Annotated in this window: 21 protein-coding genes; 12 read left to right on the top strand and 9 right to left on the bottom strand. The window is 62.6% G+C overall.

Annotation, left to right across the window (positions count from 1 at the left end; all coding sequences use genetic code 11):
• Positions 1-2 precede the first annotated feature (2 nt).
• Together HX881_RS24715 and HX881_RS24710 are read right to left on the bottom strand one after the other, a co-directional pair.
• Complete coding sequence (locus tag HX881_RS24715; RefSeq protein WP_085983767.1) at positions 3-173, bottom strand: YhfG family protein; 171 nt, start codon at positions 171-173, stop codon at positions 3-5.
• A gap of 47 nt (positions 174-220) precedes the next feature.
• The gene (locus HX881_RS24710) at positions 221-958 is read right to left on the bottom strand and encodes a hypothetical protein (RefSeq protein ID WP_177087130.1); all 738 of its coding nucleotides are present in this window, start codon (positions 956-958) and stop codon (positions 221-223) included.
• A gap of 231 nt (positions 959-1,189) precedes the next feature.
• Between HX881_RS24710 and HX881_RS24705 the strand changes: the two genes are divergently transcribed.
• Positions 1,190-2,365 carry a tetratricopeptide repeat protein gene (locus HX881_RS24705; RefSeq protein WP_177087129.1) on the top strand — a complete coding sequence of 392 codons (1,176 nt, stop codon included), beginning with the start codon at positions 1,190-1,192 and terminating at the stop codon, positions 2,363-2,365.
• Between the two features lie 64 nt (positions 2,366-2,429).
• Here the strand turns inward: HX881_RS24705 and HX881_RS24700 are convergent, their stop codons facing one another.
• Positions 2,430-3,557 carry a S8 family peptidase gene (locus HX881_RS24700; protein ID WP_177087128.1) on the bottom strand — a complete coding sequence of 376 codons (1,128 nt, stop codon included), beginning with the start codon at positions 3,555-3,557 and terminating at the stop codon, positions 2,430-2,432.
• A 280-nt stretch (positions 3,558-3,837) separates the two neighbouring features.
• On the opposite strand from HX881_RS24700, the gene HX881_RS24695 reads away from it, so the two are divergent.
• Positions 3,838-5,790 carry a RecQ family ATP-dependent DNA helicase gene (locus HX881_RS24695; RefSeq protein ID WP_177087127.1) on the top strand — a complete coding sequence of 651 codons (1,953 nt, stop codon included), beginning with the start codon at positions 3,838-3,840 and terminating at the stop codon, positions 5,788-5,790.
• A gap of 131 nt (positions 5,791-5,921) precedes the next feature.
• Here HX881_RS24695 and HX881_RS24690 read toward each other — a convergent pair whose 3' ends face one another.
• Both HX881_RS24690 and HX881_RS24685 read right to left on the bottom strand, forming a co-directional pair.
• Entirely contained in the window at positions 5,922-6,425 is a 504-nt protein-coding gene (locus HX881_RS24690; RefSeq protein WP_177087126.1) for a GNAT family N-acetyltransferase, read from the bottom strand.
• A 101-nt stretch (positions 6,426-6,526) separates the two neighbouring features.
• Positions 6,527-7,285 carry a DUF2059 domain-containing protein gene (locus HX881_RS24685; protein WP_177087124.1) on the bottom strand — a complete coding sequence of 253 codons (759 nt, stop codon included), beginning with the start codon at positions 7,283-7,285 and terminating at the stop codon, positions 6,527-6,529.
• A gap of 108 nt (positions 7,286-7,393) precedes the next feature.
• Here HX881_RS24685 and HX881_RS24680 point away from each other — a divergent pair, with 108 nt between their 5' ends.
• Both HX881_RS24680 and HX881_RS24675 read left to right on the top strand, forming a co-directional pair.
• Positions 7,394-8,026 carry a 2OG-Fe(II) oxygenase gene (locus HX881_RS24680; protein WP_017125387.1) on the top strand — a complete coding sequence of 211 codons (633 nt, stop codon included), beginning with the start codon at positions 7,394-7,396 and terminating at the stop codon, positions 8,024-8,026.
• Positions 8,026-8,526: a 2-thiouracil desulfurase family protein gene (locus tag HX881_RS24675; protein ID WP_177087122.1), complete on the top strand. Its 501-nt coding sequence runs from the start codon at positions 8,026-8,028 to the stop codon at positions 8,524-8,526. Before HX881_RS24680 ends, HX881_RS24675 begins: the two co-directional genes overlap by 1 nt.
• A gap of 57 nt (positions 8,527-8,583) precedes the next feature.
• Here the strand turns inward: HX881_RS24675 and HX881_RS24670 are convergent, their stop codons facing one another.
• Positions 8,584-9,357 carry a transporter substrate-binding domain-containing protein gene (locus HX881_RS24670; RefSeq protein ID WP_017125385.1) on the bottom strand — a complete coding sequence of 258 codons (774 nt, stop codon included), beginning with the start codon at positions 9,355-9,357 and terminating at the stop codon, positions 8,584-8,586.
• Between the two features lie 139 nt (positions 9,358-9,496).
• On the opposite strand from HX881_RS24670, the gene HX881_RS24665 reads away from it, so the two are divergent.
• Positions 9,497-9,937: a DUF4399 domain-containing protein gene (locus HX881_RS24665; protein ID WP_042935083.1), complete on the top strand. Its 441-nt coding sequence runs from the start codon at positions 9,497-9,499 to the stop codon at positions 9,935-9,937.
• A gap of 63 nt (positions 9,938-10,000) precedes the next feature.
• Here the strand turns inward: HX881_RS24665 and serA are convergent, their stop codons facing one another.
• Complete coding sequence (gene serA, locus HX881_RS24660) at positions 10,001-11,230, bottom strand: phosphoglycerate dehydrogenase (RefSeq protein WP_103032767.1); 1,230 nt, start codon at positions 11,228-11,230, stop codon at positions 10,001-10,003.
• Positions 11,231-11,432: 202 nt separating this feature from the next.
• On the opposite strand from serA, the gene HX881_RS24655 reads away from it, so the two are divergent.
• The 3 genes from HX881_RS24655 (at position 11,433) to HX881_RS24645 (ending at position 14,732) form a co-directional block, all read left to right on the top strand.
• On the top strand, positions 11,433-12,827 hold the full coding sequence (locus tag HX881_RS24655) for an FAD-binding oxidoreductase (RefSeq protein WP_017125381.1): 1,395 nt from the start codon (positions 11,433-11,435) through the stop codon (positions 12,825-12,827).
• 40 nt (positions 12,828-12,867) lie between these two features.
• Positions 12,868-13,533 (top strand): fumarylacetoacetate hydrolase family protein, encoded by a 666-nt coding sequence (locus HX881_RS24650; protein ID WP_017125380.1) that lies wholly within the window; start codon positions 12,868-12,870, stop codon positions 13,531-13,533.
• A gap of 269 nt (positions 13,534-13,802) precedes the next feature.
• On the top strand, positions 13,803-14,732 hold the full coding sequence (locus tag HX881_RS24645) for an SdiA-regulated domain-containing protein (protein ID WP_017125379.1): 930 nt from the start codon (positions 13,803-13,805) through the stop codon (positions 14,730-14,732).
• 49 nt (positions 14,733-14,781) lie between these two features.
• Here HX881_RS24645 and rpiA read toward each other — a convergent pair whose 3' ends face one another.
• Positions 14,782-15,453, bottom strand: coding sequence for a ribose-5-phosphate isomerase RpiA (rpiA, locus tag HX881_RS24640; RefSeq protein ID WP_177087120.1), 672 nt, complete (start codon positions 15,451-15,453; stop codon positions 14,782-14,784).
• A gap of 158 nt (positions 15,454-15,611) precedes the next feature.
• Between rpiA and ilvA the strand changes: the two genes are divergently transcribed.
• Both ilvA and HX881_RS24630 read left to right on the top strand, forming a co-directional pair.
• A complete protein-coding gene (gene ilvA / locus HX881_RS24635) occupies positions 15,612-17,126 on the top strand; it encodes a threonine ammonia-lyase, biosynthetic (protein WP_177087118.1) in 1,515 nt (504 codons plus the stop codon).
• Between the two features lie 52 nt (positions 17,127-17,178).
• Entirely contained in the window at positions 17,179-17,607 is a 429-nt protein-coding gene (locus HX881_RS24630; RefSeq protein WP_017125377.1) for a DUF2269 domain-containing protein, read from the top strand.
• Positions 17,608-17,920: 313 nt separating this feature from the next.
• On the opposite strand, the gene HX881_RS24625 is transcribed toward HX881_RS24630, so the two are convergent.
• The gene (locus tag HX881_RS24625; RefSeq protein ID WP_017124919.1) at positions 17,921-18,577 is read right to left on the bottom strand and encodes a histidinol-phosphatase; all 657 of its coding nucleotides are present in this window, start codon (positions 18,575-18,577) and stop codon (positions 17,921-17,923) included.
• Between the two features lie 143 nt (positions 18,578-18,720).
• Here HX881_RS24625 and HX881_RS24620 point away from each other — a divergent pair, with 143 nt between their 5' ends.
• On the top strand, positions 18,721-19,200 hold the full coding sequence (locus tag HX881_RS24620) for an RNA pyrophosphohydrolase (protein WP_042934836.1): 480 nt from the start codon (positions 18,721-18,723) through the stop codon (positions 19,198-19,200).
• Positions 19,201-19,221: 21 nt separating this feature from the next.
• The gene (gene ptsP / locus HX881_RS24615) at positions 19,222-21,495 is read left to right on the top strand and encodes a phosphoenolpyruvate--protein phosphotransferase (protein WP_017124917.1); all 2,274 of its coding nucleotides are present in this window, start codon (positions 19,222-19,224) and stop codon (positions 21,493-21,495) included.
• Positions 21,496-21,659: the final 164 nt, after the last annotated feature.

Here is a 21,659-nt window from a genome sequence, read left to right as displayed (position 1 = left end):
CATCAGTTGGAGATACTACGGTACTGGCTGAGAACGGCCTCCATCGTCGGGAGCGGTTTATCGACATCGGCACGGGAAGTATTGAACCCTTCGAGACGAAGGCTTGCCAGGCTGTTTGATCGACGGATCTTGTTGTAGTGATCCTGCTTTTCCCGAAATGTCAGTTTGCTCATGATTTCTATCTCAAAGGGCAAGGTCCAAGCGTAGCGGAAACAGACGGTCACCCCTGCGGGCTATACGTCTGCATCGCCGTGCAATACCGTGCCTGCATCCCCTTGCTCTGCTCGTCCTTGTCGCGGCTCGAGCGTTTGCCCCATTCCGCGCACTGTTCCTTGAAAAACACCTCGGCGGCCTTGCGGCATTCGCGATGTTCCGTGGAGGTGGTCGGGAAGTTTGCGCAGACGCTGGCATTGTCGATGACGTTGTTGAAGATGCGCCATTTCGCGGCGTAGCGATTACGCCCGTCCCACTCGCGGATGAGTACGGTGGCGACTTCGCCCCGGCGCGTATGGGTGGCTTCGGGCGCCTTCAGGTCGGCCTTGTACTCGGCCAGGTAGCTGGCGGATACCAGTCCCTGGGCCTTGGGCGGCGGTGCCTGGATTTGCGCGGCGACGGGCTCCGCCGGCAGTGGCGCGAGGTTGGCGCTGGGTTCGGTCCGCAGTTGCAGCGGCTCTGCCGGGGCTTCGGGCTGGACGCCAGGCTCGGTCGCCAGCGGTTCGGCAGCAGGCTGTGGTACCGGTTCATTCTGTGGCAGGCGATGACTGCTGTTGCGGCTGTGCACCATGTAGCCGAGCATACCCAGCAGGATCAGCAACAGTATCCACAGGCCGTAGGATCTGGGGCGAACCGGGCGTGGCGGCTTTTGCCGGGTCGGGTGCGATCCCAGCACCACGTCGAAATGCTCGGGGTGCAGGCGCTTGAAATGAATGACGCCGTCGTCTTCAGGGGGTTGTTGCATGGTTCGCCGCTGCCTTCCTTGGTGAGTCAGCGGGTTATCGGCGCTTTCTCATGGGCTTTGAGGAGATTTGCAGATTAAATCGCGAAATAGCCGTTTGCCAGTAACGACGGCTCCACAAAAATGAAATTTCCCTCATGAAAGTCAGACACTTCAGGCAAAAAATCGGTATGTTTCCCTGCAATTTTACGGGCGTCATCCGATGCTCGAACTTGCACTTAAAGGGAGTTAAGTATGTCTCTGCTTCGCGTGGCCTCGGTGGTGTCATTGTGTGCCGCGGCATGGACGGTCCAGGCCGAATCATTGCCCATCGAAGTACTCAGTGCCGTGGTCAAGGATCAGAAGATCGCCGACGCCGAGGTGCTGTTGCAGCGCAACGGCGAGCAGAACGTGGTCGGCAAGACCAACGCCCAGGGCCAGGTCACCCTTGCCGCCAACTTCGCCGATGACGCCAGCAACCTGCTGATCATCAAGAAGGCCGGTTATTCCAACCTGGTGGTCAAGTGCCCGTGCAAGGACATGACCTACGCCATCAGCCCGGTGATGCAGAGCCTCGACGGCCTGCGCGTGGTGCTGACCTGGGGCAAGACCCCGGCTGACCTCGACTCCCACATGATCTTCCCCGGCAACAATATCTACTTCGAACAGCAGAAGGGCGACGATGCCGAGCTGGATGTGGATGACACCGACAGCTACGGCCCGGAAACCATCACCCTGCAGAAGAAGCACTATGGCGAAAGCTATGTGTATGCCGTGCATGACTTCACCAACGGCGGCAATCCGAGCTCGCGCCAGCTGTCCAACAGCCAGGCCAAGGTGTTTGTCTACATGGGCCAGTCCCTGGTTCGTACCTACTACGTGCCGGCCAATCGCAGCGGCAACCTGTGGACCGTGTTCCGCATGACCGGCAACGGTGACTTCCAGGATATCAACACCTTCAGCGGCGTGACCGTGGAAGCCAAGGATGTGCTGAACGAAGTCTCGCCGTTGCTGGACGACAAGGTGGCGGTCGCCGAAGTGGCCGTCAGTTCCACGGCCCAGGCCGATGCGAAGGCGCTGAATGTCAAAGGTGAAGCAGCCTACAAGGCTGGAAATCTGGAACAGGCGATTGCCTTCTTCCGCCAGGCCATCGATCTGAACAACAGCTTCGGCCAGGCCTACAGCAACCTCGGCCTGGCGTACCAGAAGGCCGGCAACACCGCCGAAGCCATCTGGGCCAACCGCAAGGCCGTTGCCCTGGCATCCGGCAACTCGGCGAACACCGTGCGTGCCAGTTCCTACTACAACATTGCGCGTATCTATGAAGACGCCGGGCAGTTCTCCGACGCGCTGCGTCACTACGAGCTGGCCAAGGAACAGAAAGCCAACCCGGTGTACGACACGGCGATCGAGCGGGTCAGGAATCGCTGAATAGCGAACTGATCCAAGCCCACAACGCGCCCTGTCTGGCGCGTTGTGCGTTTGTGCGGGGCCGTTACCGTTGGACCGGCGTCGTCGGCGGGTTCTTCACCCGTTCGGCTGCCAGTTGCGCCGCCGCCGCCAGATCCATCAGCCCGCGTCCGTAGGCTTCGCCCTTGGCGTAAGGCCCGCTGTGGTTGGCGCTATCGAGCAACACATCGCGCAATTGCTGGGTGGTGAGTTCGGGAAAGCGACTCTGCAGGGCGGCGAGTGCGCCGCTGACCAACGCCACTGCGGGCGAAGTCCCGGCGGTTTCCTGGTAGCCGCCCTTGGCGCTGGTGGTGAGCAAGCCATTGTCGACACCACCATCCCCGCCCGGGACCGCGATGCACCATCGCTCTGCCACGCCACAGTAATTGGATTTCTGGTTGATGAGCGTGCCGTCATTCTTCAGCGCCACCACCGCGATCCAGCCCTTCTCCAGTTCAGGCAATGCCAGGGGCAGGCCAGGTTCGGCCAGGGGCTCGCGCCGCAGCTCGTTGCCCGTGGGGAAAACAAACACGGCGCCTTCGGCCACCAATTGGCGGGCGACCGGCAAGGAATCGCCCATCACCTGCTTGTACCGTGCTTCAGTGATTTCGGTGGCGGGAATATCGTTGGCCCAGGAGTTACTGAGAATCCTGGCGCCGGCGGCGAAGCTGTCTTTCCAGGCGCGGGCGATCTGATCGTCAAAAAAGAACGGTTCGTTGTTATCGCCAATACGCATGACGATCAGCCTGGCGTCGAAGGCGATGCCATGCATGCCCTGGCCGTCGCGGTTGGCGGCGACAATCCCGGCCATCTGGGTGCCATGTCCGTGGGGGTCGATCAGTGCGGGGACGTCGCGTACGTAGTCGTGACCCGGGGTGGCGAGGCGGTCCTTGAACTCGGGTAATTGAGTGTTGAGGCCGGAGTCGATGATGGCCACGCTGACCCCCTTGCCGGTGCCGCCCAGTGCATACAGGGCCGACGCCTTGACCAGTGCCAGCGCGCGTTGTGCCTTGTATTCCGGGGTTTCGAAACGGCTGGACGGCGGCTCGACGCCCGCCGCGCCCGGCTTGAGCAGGCCGGAGTCCGGGCCGGACAGGCAACCGCCGAGCAACAGGGGCGTGAGTAGCAGGCCGTGACGGGCCAGTGAAGAGAAGGGGCGAGGGGCGGTGTCCATGGGGGGCTCCTGGGTAAACGAGCGTCGTTGAACCGTCCGTTTCAACGACGCGAAGATCGGCGACCGGGCATCAGTCATCATAGGAGGCTTGGATATAATCGATATTTTCGCGGGGGCGCACCCGTGGATTTGTATCCGGCTATTGGTGGTTATCCCGCAACCGCGGCCGGCTTTGCGATAGGCTGGCGCGCTGTAGTGGTTTGTAATGCTTGCCTCGGACCTTTTCTCGCCTGACCGCCTAGGGTTTGTTTATCCACAGCGGTCAACGGAGTGACAGCCTATGCACGACACCCTCCAGCGGGTTTTTGGTTATCCACGGTTTCGCGACGGCCAGGAAGCGGCGATCAGCGCGGTCCTGGCCGGGCGTTCGGCGGCGGCGATCTTTCCCACCGGCTCCGGCAAGTCCCTGTGTTATCAACTACCGGCACTGCTCCTGCCGCACCTGACGCTGGTGGTGTCGCCACTGCTGGCACTGATGCAGGACCAGTTGGCCTTTCTGCAAGGCCACGGCATTGCGGCGGCGAGCATCGACTCGGTGCAGAGTCGCGATGAGGCCAATGCGGTGATGGCCCGGGCCCGCTCCGGCGAGCTGAAGATCCTGATGATTTCCGTGGAGCGCCTGAAAAACGAGCGCTTCCGCCATTTCCTGCAGCAGGTGCAGATTTCCCTGCTGGTGGTGGACGAGGCGCACTGCATCTCCGAGTGGGGCCACAATTTCCGCCCGGATTACCTCAAGCTGCCGGATTATCAGCGCCAGTTCCGTATTCCCCAGGCCTTGTTGCTGACCGCCACCGCGACGCCGAAGGTGATCGCCGACATGCAGGCCAGGTTCGCCATTGCGCCGGCCGATGTGGTGACCACCGGTTTCTATCGGCCGAACCTGAACCTGCTGGTGGAGCCGGTCAGCGGCCCGGACAAGCGTCGTCGCCTGGTGGAGTGGCTGGGTGAACGCAGCGGGCAAGCGAGCATCGTCTACGTCACCCTGCAGAAAACCGCCGAGCAGATCGCCGAACACCTGAGCCAGCGCGGTATTGCGGCGAGCGCTTATCACGCCGGCCTGCCCCATGAGCAGCGCGAGGCGATCCAGAGGCAGTTCATGGCCGGGCAGTTGAACTGCATCGTCGCCACCATCGCCTTCGGCATGGGTATCGACAAGAGCGATATCCGCAACGTGGTGCACTTCGACCTGCCCAAGTCCATCGAGAACTACAGCCAGGAAATCGGCCGGGCCGGGCGCGACGGCCAGCCTTCCGATTGCCTGGTGCTGGCCAACCGCGACAGCCTCAACGTGCTGGAAAACTTCGTCTACGGCGATACCCCGGAGCTGGAGGGGATTCGGCGGGTGCTGGACGAACTGCAGGGCGCGAGCCCGGACGGCCAGTGGGAATTCCTTCTCGGGCCCCTGGCCGACCAGAGCAATATCCGCCAGTTGCCGCTCAAGACCTTGCTGGTCCAGTTGGAGTTGCGTGGCTTGATCGCACCGCGTTATGCCTATTTTGCCGAGTACCGTTTCAAGTTCCTGGTGGAGCCGGAGGTGCTGCTGGCGAAGTTCGAGGGCGAGCGCCGCGATTTTGTCGCGGCGATCATCCACACCTCCAGTCGCGCGCGCACCTGGGCCACGGTGGATTTCGACGCCATGTACCAGCAGCACCGGGCCGAGCGCGGGCGGGTGGTGAAGGCCCTGGACTTCTTCCAGGAACGGCGCTGGATCGAGTTGGAGAGCAAGCAGATGACCGAGGTCTACAGTCTGCTGGTCAGCGACTTCGATCCCCATGCCTTGAGCCTGGAGCTGTATGCCTGTTTCGCCCAGCATGAGGTCAGCGAGATTGCGCGGATTCACGCGATGCTGGCGTTGTTTGCGACCGAGCAATGCCTGGGTTATCGGCTGGCCCGCTATTTCGGCGACGAGCAGGCACCTGAACGCTGCGGGCATTGTTCGGTGTGTCACGGGCAAGTGGCCCGTCTGCCGGAGCCACCGGCATTGCCGGCGCTCGAACAGCGGGATTTCCCGGGGCTATGCAGTGGATTTATCCACAAGCACCAGGAGCACAGTGGGCACTCACCGAGTACGGAATGCCTGACGCGCTTCCTCTGCGGTATCAGCGTGCCGTTGTTCACGAAATTGAAGGCGCGGGCGCTGCCGGGGTTTTCAGCGCTGGAGGCCTATCCCTATGCGCAGGTGCGGGAGTGGGTCACGGCCTGGTCCCATGCCGGGCAGGCACAAACCGCCTAGGCTGAAGTTGCCTGTGGGAGCCTGGCTTGCCAGCGAAGCTTCTGGCGGCCTTGAGGACGCATTCGCCGGCAAGCCGGGCTCCTAGGTTCGCGGTGTTTCAGGCGCCCTGCTTTATCGTTGAGAGGCGTGCCTTACTCTGCGCCAGCCGGTCGGTCACTGAGGACGGCGTACTCGTCACCCTCCAGGGTGAAACCCGCGACCTCGCGCATCCCCAGGCGTTCATGGGCGCGCAGCGAGGCGCCGTTGTCCCGGCGGATGAACAGAATCGCTTCGCGGCCAGGATAATGCTGCTGGAGCTGGGCATAGAGTCGCGGCAGGAGACCCTGGCCTCTTTCCGTGCTGGCGATGCAGGCGGGCCCGTACACGTAGGCATCGGGCGTGCCCGGCCATGCGGCCAGCATGGCCTGGATCGACGGCGGGGCGGGGTGCATGTCCCTGGCCGCGCTGAACAGCACGCCAACGACTTTGTCATCGCGAGAGGCAACCACCACGGGGGAGCCGCCGAGGGCCATCTGCCTGACCTTGTCGAGTGGAAACTCCCCGGTCAGAGATCCGCCCCGGGAGGGGGAATTGGCCTGGAGCAGTTGGGCGATGCCCTCGATGTCCGCGGCGGTAGCGAGGTTGATCCTGTACATGAGTCGTCTCCTGAGGGGAGGTGAGCCTGCTGCACGGATGGCACCCGGACTTTCATATTGCGCCTGGATTATAGACCGTTGCCGGCTGGGCTATGTGGCGGTCAGTTTCCAGGTTGCGCCGGCGCCAGGTTCTGGCCCACGGCCAACCCCGCGCGGATTGCCGCCAGGGCGGCCTGGTAGTACGCCTTGCCTTCGGCCGATTCGGCAAAGGTCGAGAACTCTTCCAGCTCAGGGTCGGACAGGTCGCGATAGACGTACAGCAAGGTGTTGTCCAGGTCGTTGCCGATCTGTTGCATCAGGCGTTCGCGTTGACCGTTGAGCAGGCCCTGGGCCGAACCCGCGCCCAGCAGGCCGGGAATCATCGAACTGAGACTGTCGGCGGCGACGCCGGCGATGGCGAGACTGACTTCGGCACCGGCTTCACGGGCCGGCAAGGCGTTGGCCAGGTGGTTGATCAGCAGGCGACGGGTCGCGCTGGCTTCGATATGCGGCAGCCCCTGGGCATTCTTGGCCAATTGGTCGCGCCGGGTGGCGAGCAGTTCGGCGGCGACGATCTTGCGTCCCAGCGGTGACTGGAAGAACGTCAGGGCCGGCTTCGGATCGTTCAGGTTCTGGCGCAGCTGGGCCTCGGCCCGCTGGTCTATGGCCTGCGGCGCAAAACGCTGGTTGCTGTTGTTGACCAGGGCCTGATAGACGGCCGGCGGCAGGCTGTTGCGGTACTTTTGCTGGGCGGCGCTCAGGGCATCGCTGAAATGCGCGCGTTGTTCTGGCCAACCGGCGACCTTGTACAACTGGTCGTGGCTGTCTGCCCAGGCGGGCAAGGTGCAGAACATCAACAGCGAAAAAAGCAAACGGCGCATAGGGACTCCTGTCTACAGCCGACTATTCTCCCGACGAGCGCGGGACTTGTCGAGAATTCGTATTGTCATGCCCGGTGGCTCTGTCGGATTTCCAGGCGTATGGATACTATGCGCGCCATGCAAATACCCTCTGATCATCCGCTGCTGTTACGTATCGTCGACGACCTGGCCGCGCGCGGCTGGTCGCGGCAGCCTGTGTTCCTGCCTGCTGCTCTGACCGTGGAGCTGGCCGCCGAGTGCCGTAAACGTGCGGCTGAAGGCGAACTGGCACCGGCCGCGGTGGGTCGCGGGCCGGCGCAACAGGTGCGCGAAGGCATCCGCGGTGACCATATCCAATGGCTGGAACCGGGTCAGGCAGAGCCTTGCGACCGTTATCTGGGGATGATGGACAGCCTGCGCGAGGCGTTGAACCGCGGGTTGTTTCTCGGCCTCGAGGATTTCGAGAGCCATTTTGCCCTGTACCCGCCCGGGGCTTTCTATCTCAAGCACGTGGATCGCTTTCGCGACGACGATCGGCGGATGGTCTCGGCCGTGATCTACCTGAACGACGCCTGGTTGCCCGAGCAGGGTGGCCAGTTGCGGATGTACCTGGACGGTGGCGTGGAGCATGACGTGGATCCGACCGGCGGCAGCCTGGTGGTCTTCCTTTCCGGCGAGGTGCCCCATGAAGTGCTGCCGGCGACGCGCGAGCGCCTGTCGCTGACCGGCTGGTTCCGTCGTCGCGGCGATGAGCCTTTCTGATGCTGCAGAAAATTCTGGTCAGTCGCTGCCTGCTGGGGCATCTGGTGCGCTATGACGGCGGTGCCAGCGGTCCCTACGCCCAACTGGCGGCCTGGCAGGCCGAAGGCCGCGTCGTGGCCTTGTGCCCGGAAGTCGCCGGCGGCCTGCCGACCCCGCGCGCAGCGGCGGAGATTCCCGGAGGGCAGGGCGTGCAGGTGCTGGAGGGGCGCGCCCGGGTCATCACCACCGAGGGCGAGGACGTCAGCGCGGCCTTTCTCGACGGCGCCCGGCAGGCGCTTGAGCTGGTGCGGCGGCATGGCATCCGGATCGCGGTGCTCAAGGCCAACAGCCCGTCCTGTGGCAATCTGCTGACCTACGACGGCACCTTCAGCGGCGTGAAAGTGCCCGGAGAGGGCGTGACGGCGGCCTTGCTGAAGCAGGCCGGCGTCCAGGTATTCAGCGAGCTGGAACTGCCCGAGGCAGCGGTGGCCCTGGCTGTGCTGGACTCGGCGCAACCCTGACAAGCCTTCCCACGGGTTGCGTGGGACTGCCACCCTGGACGCTCCGCCTCCCTGGTATCAGGGCTTCGGCGGCTCGCTCGCATCCATGCCGAACCATTTTTCCGACAACGCCATCAGCCGGCCATCGGCCTTGATCCGCTGCAGGGCCCGGTCGATGCTGGCCTGAAAGGCCGGGTTACCCTTCTGGAACGGGATGGCCAGGGTCACGGTCGGCCCCACGGGAGGACCTTCCTTGACCGGCAGGCGGCTGTCGCGAATGGCGAAGGGGATCAGCAGGCGATCGCTGATCGCCGCGTCGATCTGCTTGTCGGCGACGTCCTTGAGTGGCTGCTGCGCGTTCGGGTAGCTGCGCAGGTCCACCCCTTCGACCGTTCGCGCTTCGTCGACGAACTGGCTGCCTTGGGCTACACCCAAGGCACGGCCTTTCAATGCGTCCAGTGTGCCCAGTGGTCTTTGTTCTTCCTTGCGCACGATCAACTGGGCGCTGGTGTAGCTGTAAGGCTCGCTGAAATCGAAACGTTCCTTGAGTTCCGGGGTCAGTGCTATGTGGTTGATGGCAATGTCGTACTTGCCGCTTTCGACGCCTTGCAGCAGATCGGCGGAATCGGTGGTGATAAACGACGGGTTGATGTCCAGCTCCCTGGCGAGCAGTTCGCCCAGTTCCACTTCGAAGCCGGTCAGGCGACCGTCTTCCTTGAAGCTGAAGGGCCGCATGTCACCTTCCAGGGCAATGCGCAGTTCGCCCCGGTCGTTGACGTCATCGATCAGTTCGGCTTGGGCGAAAGGACTTGCAAGGGGCAGTAACAGCAACAGGCCAGGCAAAAAACGCATGGTCACTCCTAGATGAATTCGTAACGGGCGATGCGCAACTGCTGCTCGCTTTGCTTTATGTTGATTGGCAGGTTTGGACAACGATTTGTCCTGAAGTTGTCATGACTGCCCAAATTTTGTGGAAAAACCGGAGAAGTTAATGAAAACCTTAGTGTCTCGCGTCGCTTTAGCCACTGTTTTGTTGAGTTCCAGCCTGCTCGCCGTCGCGGCCGACGGCATTCCGCGCTCGGCACCCCCCGAGGGCGCCAAGGTCTTTATCGAGTCGCCGAAGGACGGTGCCACCGTCGACAAGACCTTCACGGTAAAATTCGGCATGGAAGGTCTCAAGCTGGCCCCGGCCACCGACCAGACCCCGGGCACCGGCCACCACCACCTGCTGGTCGACCAGAAAGAGTTGCCGGACGCCAGCGTGCCGATTCCGGCCACCGACACCGTGATCCACTACGGCAAGGCGCAGACCGAAACCCAATTGACCCTCACCCCGGGCAAGCACACCTTGCAGCTGGTGGCTGGCGACAAACTGCACATGCAGTTCAACCCGACTGTAGCGTCGAAACGCATCACGGTTAACGTCAAGTAAGATTTGTTCAGAAAGAAAAAGGGAGACCCGAGGGTCTCCCTTTTTCATGAGCGCCGGTAAAGCTTAGAACAACACGCGGGACCGGATGGTGCCGTTGATGTGCTGCAGCTTCTCTTGCGCCAGGTCCGAGTACTCGGCGTCGACGTCGATCACCACGTAGCCGACCTTCTCGTTGGTCTGCAGGAACTGACCGGAGATGTTGATGCCGTTTTCCGCGAAGACCTTGTTGATCTCGCTCATCACACCCGGGATGTTCTCGTGGATGTGCAGCAGGCGGTGCTTGCCAGGGTGAGCCGGCAGCGCCACTTCCGGGAAGTTGACGGACGACACCGAGGTGCCGTTGTCGCTGTACTTGACCAGCTTTTCCGCCACTTCCAGGCCGATGTTGGCCTGGGCTTCGGCGGTGGAACCACCGATGTGCGGGGTCAGGATCACATTGTCCAGGCCACGCAGCGGGCTTTCGAAGATGTCGTCGTTGGAGCGTGGCTCCACCGGGAACACGTCGATGGCCGCGCCGATCAGGTGCTTGTCCTTGATCGCGTCCGCCAGGGCGTCCAGCTCGACCACGGTACCGCGTGCGGCGTTGATCAGGATCCCGCCCTTCTTGATGGCGCGGATTTCCTTCTCGCCGATCATCCACTGGGTTTCAGCGGTTTCCGGAACGTGCAGGGTGACGATATCGGACATGCCCAGCAGGTCGGTCAGGCTGGCGACCTGGGTCGCGTTGCCCAGCGGCAGCTTGGTCAGGGTGTCGTAGAAGAACACCTGCATGCCCAGGCCTTCGGCCAGGACCGACAACTGCGTACCGATCGAGCCGTAACCGATGATCCCCAGCTTCTTGCCACGGATTTCAAAGGAGTTGGCCGCGCTCTTGATCCAGCCACCGCGATGGCAGGAAGCGTTCTTCTCGGGAATGCCGCGCAGCAACAGGATCGCTTCGGCCAGCACCAGCTCGGCAACGGAGCGGGTGTTGGAGTACGGTGCGTTGAACACGGCAATGCCGCGCTCGCGAGCCGCGTCGAGGTCGACCTGGTTGGTGCCGATACAGAAGCAGCCCACGGCGACGAGTTTCTTCGCGTGATCGAAGAGTTCCTCGGTCAGTTGGGTGCGGGAGCGAATGCCGATGAAGTGGGCATCGGCGATCTTTTCCTTCAGCTCGGCATCCGGCAGGGATTTGGTGTGGTACTCGATGTTGACGTACCCGGCGGCCTTGAGGACGTCGACTGCGGATTGGTGGACGCCTTCGAGAAGAAGGAACTTGATCTTGCTCTTATCGAGAGAAGTCTTGCTCATCTGCGTAAACCTGTGTCCCGGAGAAAAATGGCAGGGAAATGGACAGCTTGAGCTGACCCCACGGCGTGATCGCCGGCACCGCAGATCGGCCTGATAGCACGCTTCTGCGGGGTGCGTATGCTAGCATATGCGACCCGCAAACACTCATTCTGCGACGTGAAGCGTTCTCAGGGTGACCATGAAATGTTCGAGAGTTCTGTCGATGACCAATCCTGCCCTGATTGATGAGCTGAAGACCCTGGTTGAGCCTGGCAAGGTGCTGACCGATGCTGACTCCCTGAATGCTTACGGCAAGGATTGGACGAAACATTTCGCGCCGGCGCCGACGGCCATCGTGTTTCCGAAGACCATCGAGCAGGTCCAGGCCATCGTGCGCTGGGCCAACCAGCACCGCGTCGCGCTGGTGCCGTCGGGCGGCCGAACCGGCCTGTCCGCCGCCGCCGTGGCCGCCAATGGCGAAGTGGTGGTGTCGTTCGACTATATGAACCAGATCCTCGACATCAACCTGACCGACCGCACCGCGGTCTGCCAGCCGGGCGTGGTCACCGAGCAGTTGCAGAACCAGGCCGAGGAACACGGCCTGTACTATCCGGTGGACTTCGCCTCGGCGGGCTCCAGCCAGATTGGCGGCAATATCGGCACCAATGCCGGCGGGATCAAGGTGATTCGCTATGGCATGACCCGCAACTGGGTGGCTGGCATGAAGGTCGTCACCGGCAAGGGCGATGTGCTGGAACTGAACAAGGACCTGATCAAGAACGCCACCGGCTATGACCTGCGCCAGCTGTTCATCGGCGCCGAAGGCACCCTGGGCTTCGTGGTCGAAGCGACCATGCGCCTGGACCGTGCACCGAAGAACCTGACCTGCATGGTCCTCGGCGCCCCCGATTTCGACTCGATCATGCCGGTGCTGCACGCCTTCCAGAGCAAGCTGGACTTGACCGCCTTCGAGTTCTTCTCCGACAAGGCGCTGGCCAAGGTCCTCGGCCGTGGCGATGTGCCGGCACCGTTCGAAACCGACTGCCCGTTCTACGCGCTGCTGGAGTTCGAAGCGACCACCGAAGAAGTGGCCAACGATGCCCTGGCGACCTTCGAGCACTGCGTGGAGCAGGGCTGGGTGGTCGATGGCGTGATGAGCCAGAGCGAGCAGCAGTTGCAGAATCTCTGGAAATTGCGCGAGTACATCTCCGAAACCATCTCCCACTGGACGCCGTACAAGAACGACATCTCGGTCACCGTGTCGAAAGTGCCGGGCTTCCTCAAGGAAATCGATGCGATCGTCGGTGAACACTATCCGGACTTCGAAATCGTCTGGTTCGGCCACATCGGCGACGGCAACCTGCACCTGAACATCCTCAAGCCGGAAAACCTGAGCAAGGACGAGTTCTTCGCCAAGTGCGCCACCGTCAACAAGTGGGTATTCGAGACCGTCGAGAAGTACAACGGTTCGATTTCCGCCGAGCACGGCGTGGGCATGACCAAGCGCGATTACCTGACCTACAGCCGTTCCCCGGCTGAAATCGAATACATGAAGGCGATCAAGGCGGTGTTCGATCCTAACGGGATCATGAACCCGGGCAAGATTTTCGCGGTTTGAACCTCGCGTCACGACGATAAAACAGATCAGGAGTCGGTCAATGAGCTATCAGCACCAGTATGTCGACGGTACCCGCATTCACTTTCCCCTGGGCAAGGTGGTCTGCATCGGTCGTAACTACGCCGAACACGCCAAGGAACTGGATAATCCGGTGCCTACCGAGCCGCTGCTGTTCATCAAGCCGGGCAGCTGCGTCGTGCCGATCGAGGGTGGTTTCAGCATCCCGGCCGATCGCGGCTCGGTGCATTACGAGGCGGAAATCGCCGTCCTGATCGGCAAGCCGTTGTCGACCAAGCCGAGCAAGGAAGAAGTGCTCGACGCGATTTCCGGTTTCGCCCCGGCGCTGGACCTGACCCTGCGTGACAAGCAGGCCGAGCTGAAGTCCAAGGGCCTGCCGTGGGAAATCGCCAAGTCGTTCGATGGCGCGGCGGTGATCGCGCCGTTCGTGGTGGGCAGCACCTTTCCCGACCTGACCCAGATCGGCATCCGCCTGACCATCAATGGCCAGGTACGCCAGGACGGCATCAGCAGCGACATGCTCAACCCGATCGTGCCGATGATCCAGTACATGGCCGCGTGCTTCTCGTTGCAGGCCGGTGATGTGATCCTGACCGGCACGCCGGCAGGTGTCGGTCCGCTCAACGCCGGTGACGAACTGGTGCTGGAACTGCCGAACGTCAGCACCTTCAGCAGCAGCGTCCGCTAAAAAACTGTGGGAGCGGGCTCGTCGGAGCGCCGCATCGCCGCGAAGCTTTCAGCGGCCTCAAGGGGCTCTTCGCGGCGGTCCGGTGTTCTGGTAAGCCAGGCTCCCACAGACGCCTGAATCACTTCCACGCTCCACGTTTGATTTGTCCCCCTGTTTCCTGCCTTTTGCCGTTTTTTTCACATCCTGTCTGGATAATTTCCCGGCTGGTCGTTGTGCCTTGCCTACAGTGTGTTGTCCAAACGTCATAAAAATCAGGAAACAGCCCTCACATGGCCTCCCAATCGCCCCCTGCTTCGCCTTCCGCCCGTCGTTCCCGTTTCGCGTTGCGTTGGTATTACTGGCTGTTGCTGGTGGTCGTGATCGGTGCCGGCGTGTCTGTGCCGATGCACTGGGAGGACCGCGGCGTGCTGTGGGTCAAGGAGCGTTTTGAAACTCCGGCCGAGCGCAAGGACAGTATCTGGCTGCCGGGTTATCGCGCGGTGATCGACGCCAAGCTGCTGCCGGGCATGGAGAAGGACGAAGCTTCCGATGTCAGCTACAACCCGCGTACCAGAACGCTGTTTTCGGTCATGGGCAAGAATCCGTTCCTGGTCGAGCTGACCCTGCAAGGCGATGTCCTGCGCAAGATCCCGCTGGTCGGCTGGAACAATCCCGAAGCCGTGACGGTGCTTGAAGGCGAGCGCATGGCGATCGTCGACGAGCGCATGCATACCCTGACCATCGTCACCGTCGATGCCAATACCCGTGAACTGAACATCAAGGATTTCCAGCAGCACGACCTGGGCCCGTCGAAGAACCAGAACAAGGCCTTCGAGGCCGTGGTCTGGGACGCCGCCAACCAGCAGATCCTGTTGGGCGAAGAGCGGCCACCGGCCTTGTTCAGCCTGAAAAGCGACGGTATCCAGGTGTTCGGCGAGAAGCGGAAGCTGCCGAGCGATCAACTGGCCATGCGCAATATTTCCGCGCTAGCGATCGATCCGCGGACCCGCCATATGCTGGCGTTGTCGGCAGACTCGCATCTGTTGCTGGAGCTGGACGAGAAGGGCGAACAGGTCAGTTTCATGACCTTGCTGGGCGGTTTCAACGGCTTGAAAAATACCATTCCCCGCGCCGAGGGCGTGACCATGGACGAGGAAGGGACCGTGTACATGGTCAGCGAGCCGAACCTGTTCTACGTCTTCAAGCGCACACAGGACTAGACCCTGATATCACCCTTGCGGGAGCCGGCTCCCGCAAGGGTGACGCGTTTCAGGCCTTGAGGGTCTTCACGCCTTCGCTGGTGCCCAGCAGCAGCAGGTCCGCGGGACGCGCGGCGAACAGGCCGTTGGTGACCACGCCGACAATCGCATTGATCTGCGCTTCCAGCTCCACCGGGTTGGTGATCTGCAGGTTGTGCACATCGAGAATGATGTTGCCGTTGTCCGTCAGCACGCCTTCGCGGTATACCGGGTCGCCGCCCAGCTTCACCAGTTGGCGGGCCACGTGGCTGCGGGCCATCGGAATCACTTCCACCGGCAGCGGGAAGGCGCCGAGGACCGGTACCAGCTTGCTGCCGTCGGCGATGCAGATAAAGGTCTTGGCCACGGCCGCGACGATCTTCTCGCGGGTCAGTGCCGCACCGCCGCCCTTGATCAGGTTCAGATGCGCGTCGCTTTCATCGGCGCCGTCGACGTAGAACTCCAGGTCGCTGACGGTATTGAGCTCGTACACCGGAATCCCGTGGCCCTTGAGGCGCGCGGCAGTGGCTTCGGAGCTGGCGACCGCGCCGTCGAAGGCGCCCTTGTGTTGCGCCAGTGCGTCGATAAAGCAGTTGGCGGTGGAGCCGGTGCCCACGCCGACGATGCTTTTGTCATCGAGCTTGGGAAGGATGAAGTCGACGGCGGCTTGGGCCACGGCCTGTTTGAGTTGATCCTGGGTCATGCGGGCTCCGGAAGCGGGCAGGGGGTAGGCGAAAGGCCGGCATTATAAGCGCGGGCCCTGCAAAGGGGCGATCAAAACCGCAGGATCCCTGTGGTCGTTGTCGCAAGCGCTGGGTTAGACTCGTCGGTCCCTGCCCAACCCGCCAGCGATGCTTTCCGATGCTCGAACAGTACGTCAAGAAGATCCTCACCTCGCGCGTTTACGATGTCGCCGTGGAAACCCCGTTGCAGACCGCCCGCCAGCTTTCCGAGCGACTGGGCAACCAGGTCTGGCTCAAGCGTGAAGACCTGCAGCCGGTGTTCTCCTTCAAGATTCGCGGTGCCTACAACAAGCTGACCCAGCTCAGCGATGAAGAGCGTGCGCGCGGCGTGGTCACCGCATCGGCCGGCAACCATGCCCAGGGCCTGGCCCTGGCGGCCAAGGTGCTGGGGGTCAAGGCAACGATCGTGATGCCCAAGACCACCCCGGAAATCAAGGTCGAAGGCGTGCGTTCCCGTGGCGGCAAGGTGGTGCTGCACGGTGACTCCTTTCCGGAAGCGCTGGCCTATTCGCTGAAACTGGTCGAGGAAAAGGGCTACGTCTACATCCACCCTTACGATGATCCGCACACCATTGCCGGGCAGGGAACCGTGGCGATGGAAATCCTGCGCCAGCATCCGGGTCCGCTGGACGCGATCTTCGTTCCGGTCGGCGGCGGCGGCCTGATTGCCGGCATCGCGGCCTATGTGAAGTACCTGCGCCCGGAGATCAAGGTGATCGGTGTCGAGCCGGACGACTCCAACTGCCTGCAGCAGGCCATGGCCGCCGGTGAGCGGGTGGTCCTCCCTACTGTAGGGATTTTCGCCGATGGCGTGGCGGTGGCCCAGATCGGCCAGCACACCTTCGATATCTGCAAGGACTACGTCGACGAGGTGATCACCGTCAGCACCGACGAAATCTGCGCGGCGATCAAGGACATCTACGACGACACCCGCTCGATCACCGAGCCGGCCGGCGCCCTGGGCGTGGCCGGGATCAAGAAGTACGTCGAACTGCGCAAGGTCAGCGGACAGACCCTGGTCGCCATCGACTCCGGGGCCAACGTCAACTTCGATCGCCTGCGCCATGTCGCCGAGCGCGCCGAGCTGGGCGAGGGGCGTGAAGCGATCATCGCCGTGACCATCCCCGAACAGCCGGGCAGCTTCAAGGCTTTCTGCGAGGCCATCGGCAAGCGGCAGATCACCGAATTCAACTACCGTTACCACACCGGTCGCGAAGCGCATATCTTTGTCGGCGTGCAGACCCATCCGGACAACGATCCACGCAGCACCCTGATCGAGAGCCTGACCGGGCAGGGCTTCCCGGTCCTCGACCTGACCGACAACGAGCTGGCGAAGCTGCATATCCGCCATATGGTCGGCGGTCATGCGGCGCGGGTCAGCGATGAAATCGTCCTGCGTTTCGAGTTCCCCGAGCGTCCGGGCGCGCTGTTCAACTTCCTCAACAAGCTCGGCGGGCGCTGGAACATCTCGATGTTCCACTACCGCAACCACGGCGCCGCCGATGGGCGGGTGGTCGCCGGCTTGCAGGTGCCGGCCGAAGAACGCCACCTGGTGCCGGCTGCGCTGGCGGAAATCGGCTACCCGTACTGGGACGAAAGTGATAACCCGGCCTACCAGCTGTTTCTCGGCTGAAACCCGACGGATGGCTGCTACGCTGATGGGCAACGCTTAAGGAAAAGACGAAATGGAAACCTTCACGGCCCTGAAAGTGCTTCACAGTGTGGTCACGGTGTTGCTGTTGGGCAGTGCCCTGGCCGTGGCCATCTGGTTCTGGCGCGGGCGTCGGCGCGGGGATGCGACGATCCCGGGCCGGCTGTTGAAAATGCCCTGGGCCCTGGCCTGGTGGCTGATGGCGCTGTGCCTGGTGGTACAGCCGGTCAGCGGCTGGTGGCTGGTGCACCTGGGCGGTTTCCCCCTGGGCCAGACCTGGCTGCTGGGCTCCAGCGTGCTCTACACCGTCGGTTGCCTGGCCTGGGCGTGGCTGGTGGTGCGGCTCAACCGCCTGCGTCGGGGTGATGTTTCCGGCAATGCGAAATTCACCCTGGCGCTGGCGATCTTCGGTGCCCTGTGTTTTGTCGCGATCGCCGCCCTGATGGGCGCCAAGCCCGTCTGACGCGGGACCTGTGGGAGCTGGCTGCTTGTGGGAGCTGGCTTGCCAGCGAAGGCGTTCTTGAGGGCGACGCGGGCCTTGCTGGCCTCATTCGCGGGCAAGCCCGCTCCCACATCGGACTCGTGCCGTGCGCAATCGTTATGCAGTGCGCAGAACTTGTGGGAGCTGGCTTGCCAGCGAAGGCGTCCTTGAGGGCGGAGCGGGCCTTGCTGGCCTCATTCGCGGGCAAGCCCGCTCCCACATCGGACTCGGGCTGCGCGCAATCGTTATGCAGTGCGCAGAACCCGTGGGAGCGGGCTTGCCCGCGAAAGCAATATCAGCCGCGCAGGCTGATCACCGGCCAGCCGCGCTTCTCGGCCTCGGCCCGCAGGTTCGGATCGGGATCCACCGCCACCGGATGGCTCACCTGCTCCAGCAGCGGCAGGTCATTCATCGAGTCGCTATAGAAGTAGCTGTCCTCCAGGCTGTGCCCGGTCTCTTCCAGCCAGCGGTTCAGGCGCGTCACCTTGCCTTCGCGGAAGCACGGCACGTCGGTGCTGCGGCCGGTGTAGCGACCGTCGAGCATCTCGCACTCGGTGGCGATCAGGGTCTCGACCGCCAGGCGTGCGGCAATCGGCCCGGTCACGAAACGGTTGGTCGCGGTGATAATGACCAGCTTGTCGCCGGCATCGCGATGGCGTGCCAGCAGTTCCAGTGCCTTGGGCAGGACGATGGGTTCGATGCAGTCGCGCATGTAGTCGCGGTGCCACTCGTCCAGCTGGGCCATCTCGGTGCGGCCGAGGATTTCCAGGCAGAAGTTCAGGTACTCGGCGTTGTCCAGCCTGCCGGCCAGGTAATCCTGGTAGAACTCGTCGTTGCGCGCCTTGTAGGCCACCGGATCGAGAATTCCCCGTTCGCACAGGTAATCGCCCCAGGCGTGGTCGCTGTCGCCGCCCAAAAGTGTGTTGTCCAAGTCGAATAAAGCCAGACGCATTGCGGTTACTCGCTGAAAAGCCTGTAAAAAGGTCTCCAGAATACGGTCTTTTCACAAGAGTGCACATAAGGTAGGAAGGCTCGTTGCTGCTTTCACAACCTTTGTGGAACAATGCGACGACATGCGTTTGCGAGGTGGTTGCCGTGATCGACCCCGATGGTTTCCGTCCTAATGTCGGGATAATTCTGACGAATGATGCTGGTCAGGTCCTGTGGGCACGCCGGATCAATCAAGATGCATGGCAGTTTCCGCAAGGCGGAATCAATCCGGACGAAACGCCTGAAGAGGCTTTGTATCGCGAATTGAACGAAGAAGTCGGCCTGGAACGCGAGGATGTGCAAATTCTGGCCTGTACCCGGGGCTGGTTGCGCTATCGTTTGCCGCAACGCCTGGTGCGTACCCACAGCCAACCGCTGTGCATCGGCCAGAAACAGAAATGGTTTCTCCTGCGCCTGCTCTCCAACGAGCAGCGGGTGCGGATGGATTTGACCGGTAAACCGGAGTTCGATGGCTGGCGCTGGGTCAGCTATTGGTACCCGTTGGGCCAGGTGGTGACATTCAAGCGCGAGGTTTATCGTCGCGCGCTCAAAGAGCTTGCCCCGCGCCTTTTAGCGCGCGACTGACACGGAGTTCGACCCCGAGCCATGCTCAATACGCTGCGCAAGATCGTCCAGGAAGTTAACGCCGCCAAGGATCTCAAGGCGGCGTTGGGGATTATTGTATTGCGCGTCAAAGAGGCCATGGGCAGCCAGGTCTGCTCGGTCTATCTGCTGGACCCCGAGACCAACCGCTTTGTGCTGATGGCCACCGAGGGCTTGAACAAGCGCTCGATCGGCAAGGTCAGCATGGCGCCGAACGAAGGCCTGGTCGGTCTGGTGGGGACGCGCGAAGAGCCCCTCAACCTGGAAAACGCCGCTGACCACCCGCGCTACCGTTACTTCGCCGAAACCGGTGAGGAGCGCTACGCCTCCTTCCTCGGCGCGCCGATCATTCACCACCGCCGCGTCGTCGGCGTACTGGTCATCCAGCAGAAGGAGCGTCGCCAGTTCGACGAGGGCGAAGAAGCCTTCCTGGTGACCATGAGCGCCCAGCTCGCCGGCGTTATCGCCCATGCCGAGGCCACCGGTTCGATCCGCGGCCTGGGGCGTGAAGGCAAGGGCATCCAGGAAGCCAAGTTCATCGGTGTGCCGGGGTCGCCCGGTGCCGCGGTGGGTACGGCGGTGGTCATGCTGCCGCCGGCGGACCTGGATGTGGTGCCGGACAAGGCGGTCAGCGATATCGATGCCGAACTGGCGCTGTTCAAGACCGCCATCGAAGGCGTGCGCAGCGACATGCGCACCCTGTCGGCCAAGCTCGCCACCCAGTTGCGCCCGGAAGAGCGCGCCTTGTTCGACGTCTACCTGATGATGCTCGACGATGCGTCCTTGGGCAGTGAAGTCACCAATATCATCAAGACCGGCCAGTGGGCCCAGGGCGCGCTGCGCCAGGTGGTCACCGACCACGTCAATCGCTTCGAGCTGATGGACGACGCCTACCTGCGCGAGCGGGCCTCGGACGTCAAGGACCTGGGGCGCCGGCTGCTGGCCTACCTGCAGTCGGAACGCCAGCAGGCAATGGTCTACCCGGACAACACCATCATGGTCAGCGAGGAGCTGACGGCGGCCATGCTCGGCGAGGTGCCGGAAGGCAAGCTCAAGGGCCTGGTGTCGGTCCTCGGTTCCGGTAACTCCCACGTCGCTATCCTGGCCCGGGCCATGGGCATCCCGACGGTGATGGGCCTGGTGGACCTGCCGTATTCCAAGGTCGACGGGATCGAAATGATCGTCGACGGCGCCCGTGGCGAGGTGTTTACCAACCCGAGCGAGCTGCTGCGCAAGCAATACGCCAGTGTCGTCGAAGAGGAACGCCAGCTGTCCCAGGGGCTCGATGCCCTGCGCGAGCTGCCTTGCGTGACCCTCGACGGTCACCGCATGCCCTTGTGGGTCAACACCGGCCTCCTGGCGGATGTGGCCCGTGCGCAACAGCGTGGCGCCGAAGGTGTCGGGCTGTATCGCACCGAAGTGCCGTTCATGATCAACCAGCGCTTCCCGAGCGAGAAGGAGCAGTTGGCGATCTATCGCGAACAGCTCTCGGCGTTCCACCCGCAACCGGTGACCATGCGCAGCCTGGACATCGGTGGCGACAAGTCGCTGTCGTACTTCCCGATCGTCGAGGACAACCCGTTCCTCGGCTGGCGGGGTATCCGCGTAACCCTCGACCACCCGGAAATCTTCCTGGTGCAGACCCGGGCGATGCTCAAGGCCAGCGAAGGCCTGAACAACCTGCGGATCCTGCTGCCGATGATCTCCGGCACTCATGAAGTGGAAGAGGCCCTGCACCTGATCCACCGCGCCTGGGGCGAAGTCCGCGACGAAGGCACCGATGTGCCGATGCCGCCGGTGGGGGTGATGGTCGAGATTCCGGCAGCGGTGTACCAGACCCGCGAGCTGGCCCGGCAAGTGGATTTCCTCTCGGTCGGCTCCAACGACCTGACCCAGTACCTGCTTGCCGTTGACCGTAACAACCCGCGGGTTGCCGACCTGTACGACTACATGCACCCGGCGGTGCTGCAGGCCTTGCAGAACGTGGTGCGTGATGCCCACGCCGAAGGCAAGCCGGTGAGCATCTGCGGCGAAATGGCTGGTGATCCGGCGGCAGCGGTGCTGCTGATGGCGATGGGCTTCGACAGCCTGTCGATGAACGCCACCAACTTGCCGAAAGTGAAGTGGATGCTGCGCCAGATCAGCCTGAGCAAGTCCCAGGAACTGCTGGCCCAGGTGATGACCATCGACAACCCGCAAGTTATCCACAGTACCTTGCAGTTGGCACTGAAAAACCTCGGCCTCGCGCGGATGGCCAATCCGGTGGTCAAGCACTGACTGACCCTGCGTCCTTTGCAGGAGCCGGCTTGCCGGCGATGAGGCCTGCAAGCCTTGTATCGCCGACCCGGCCGCAATCGCCAGCAAGCCGGCTCCTACAGGGAAGCGTCAGACTTTTCATACATGATCGTTCCCACGCTCCGCGTGGGAATGCCGCGCTGGAC

It is taken from the genome of Pseudomonas gingeri, assembly GCF_013386115.1.
In the GTDB taxonomy this organism is placed as follows: Bacteria; Pseudomonadota; Gammaproteobacteria; order Pseudomonadales; family Pseudomonadaceae; genus Aquipseudomonas; species Aquipseudomonas gingeri.
Note: the sequence above shows the minus strand (reverse complement) of the source record. Positions and strands in the feature narration are given on the sequence as shown.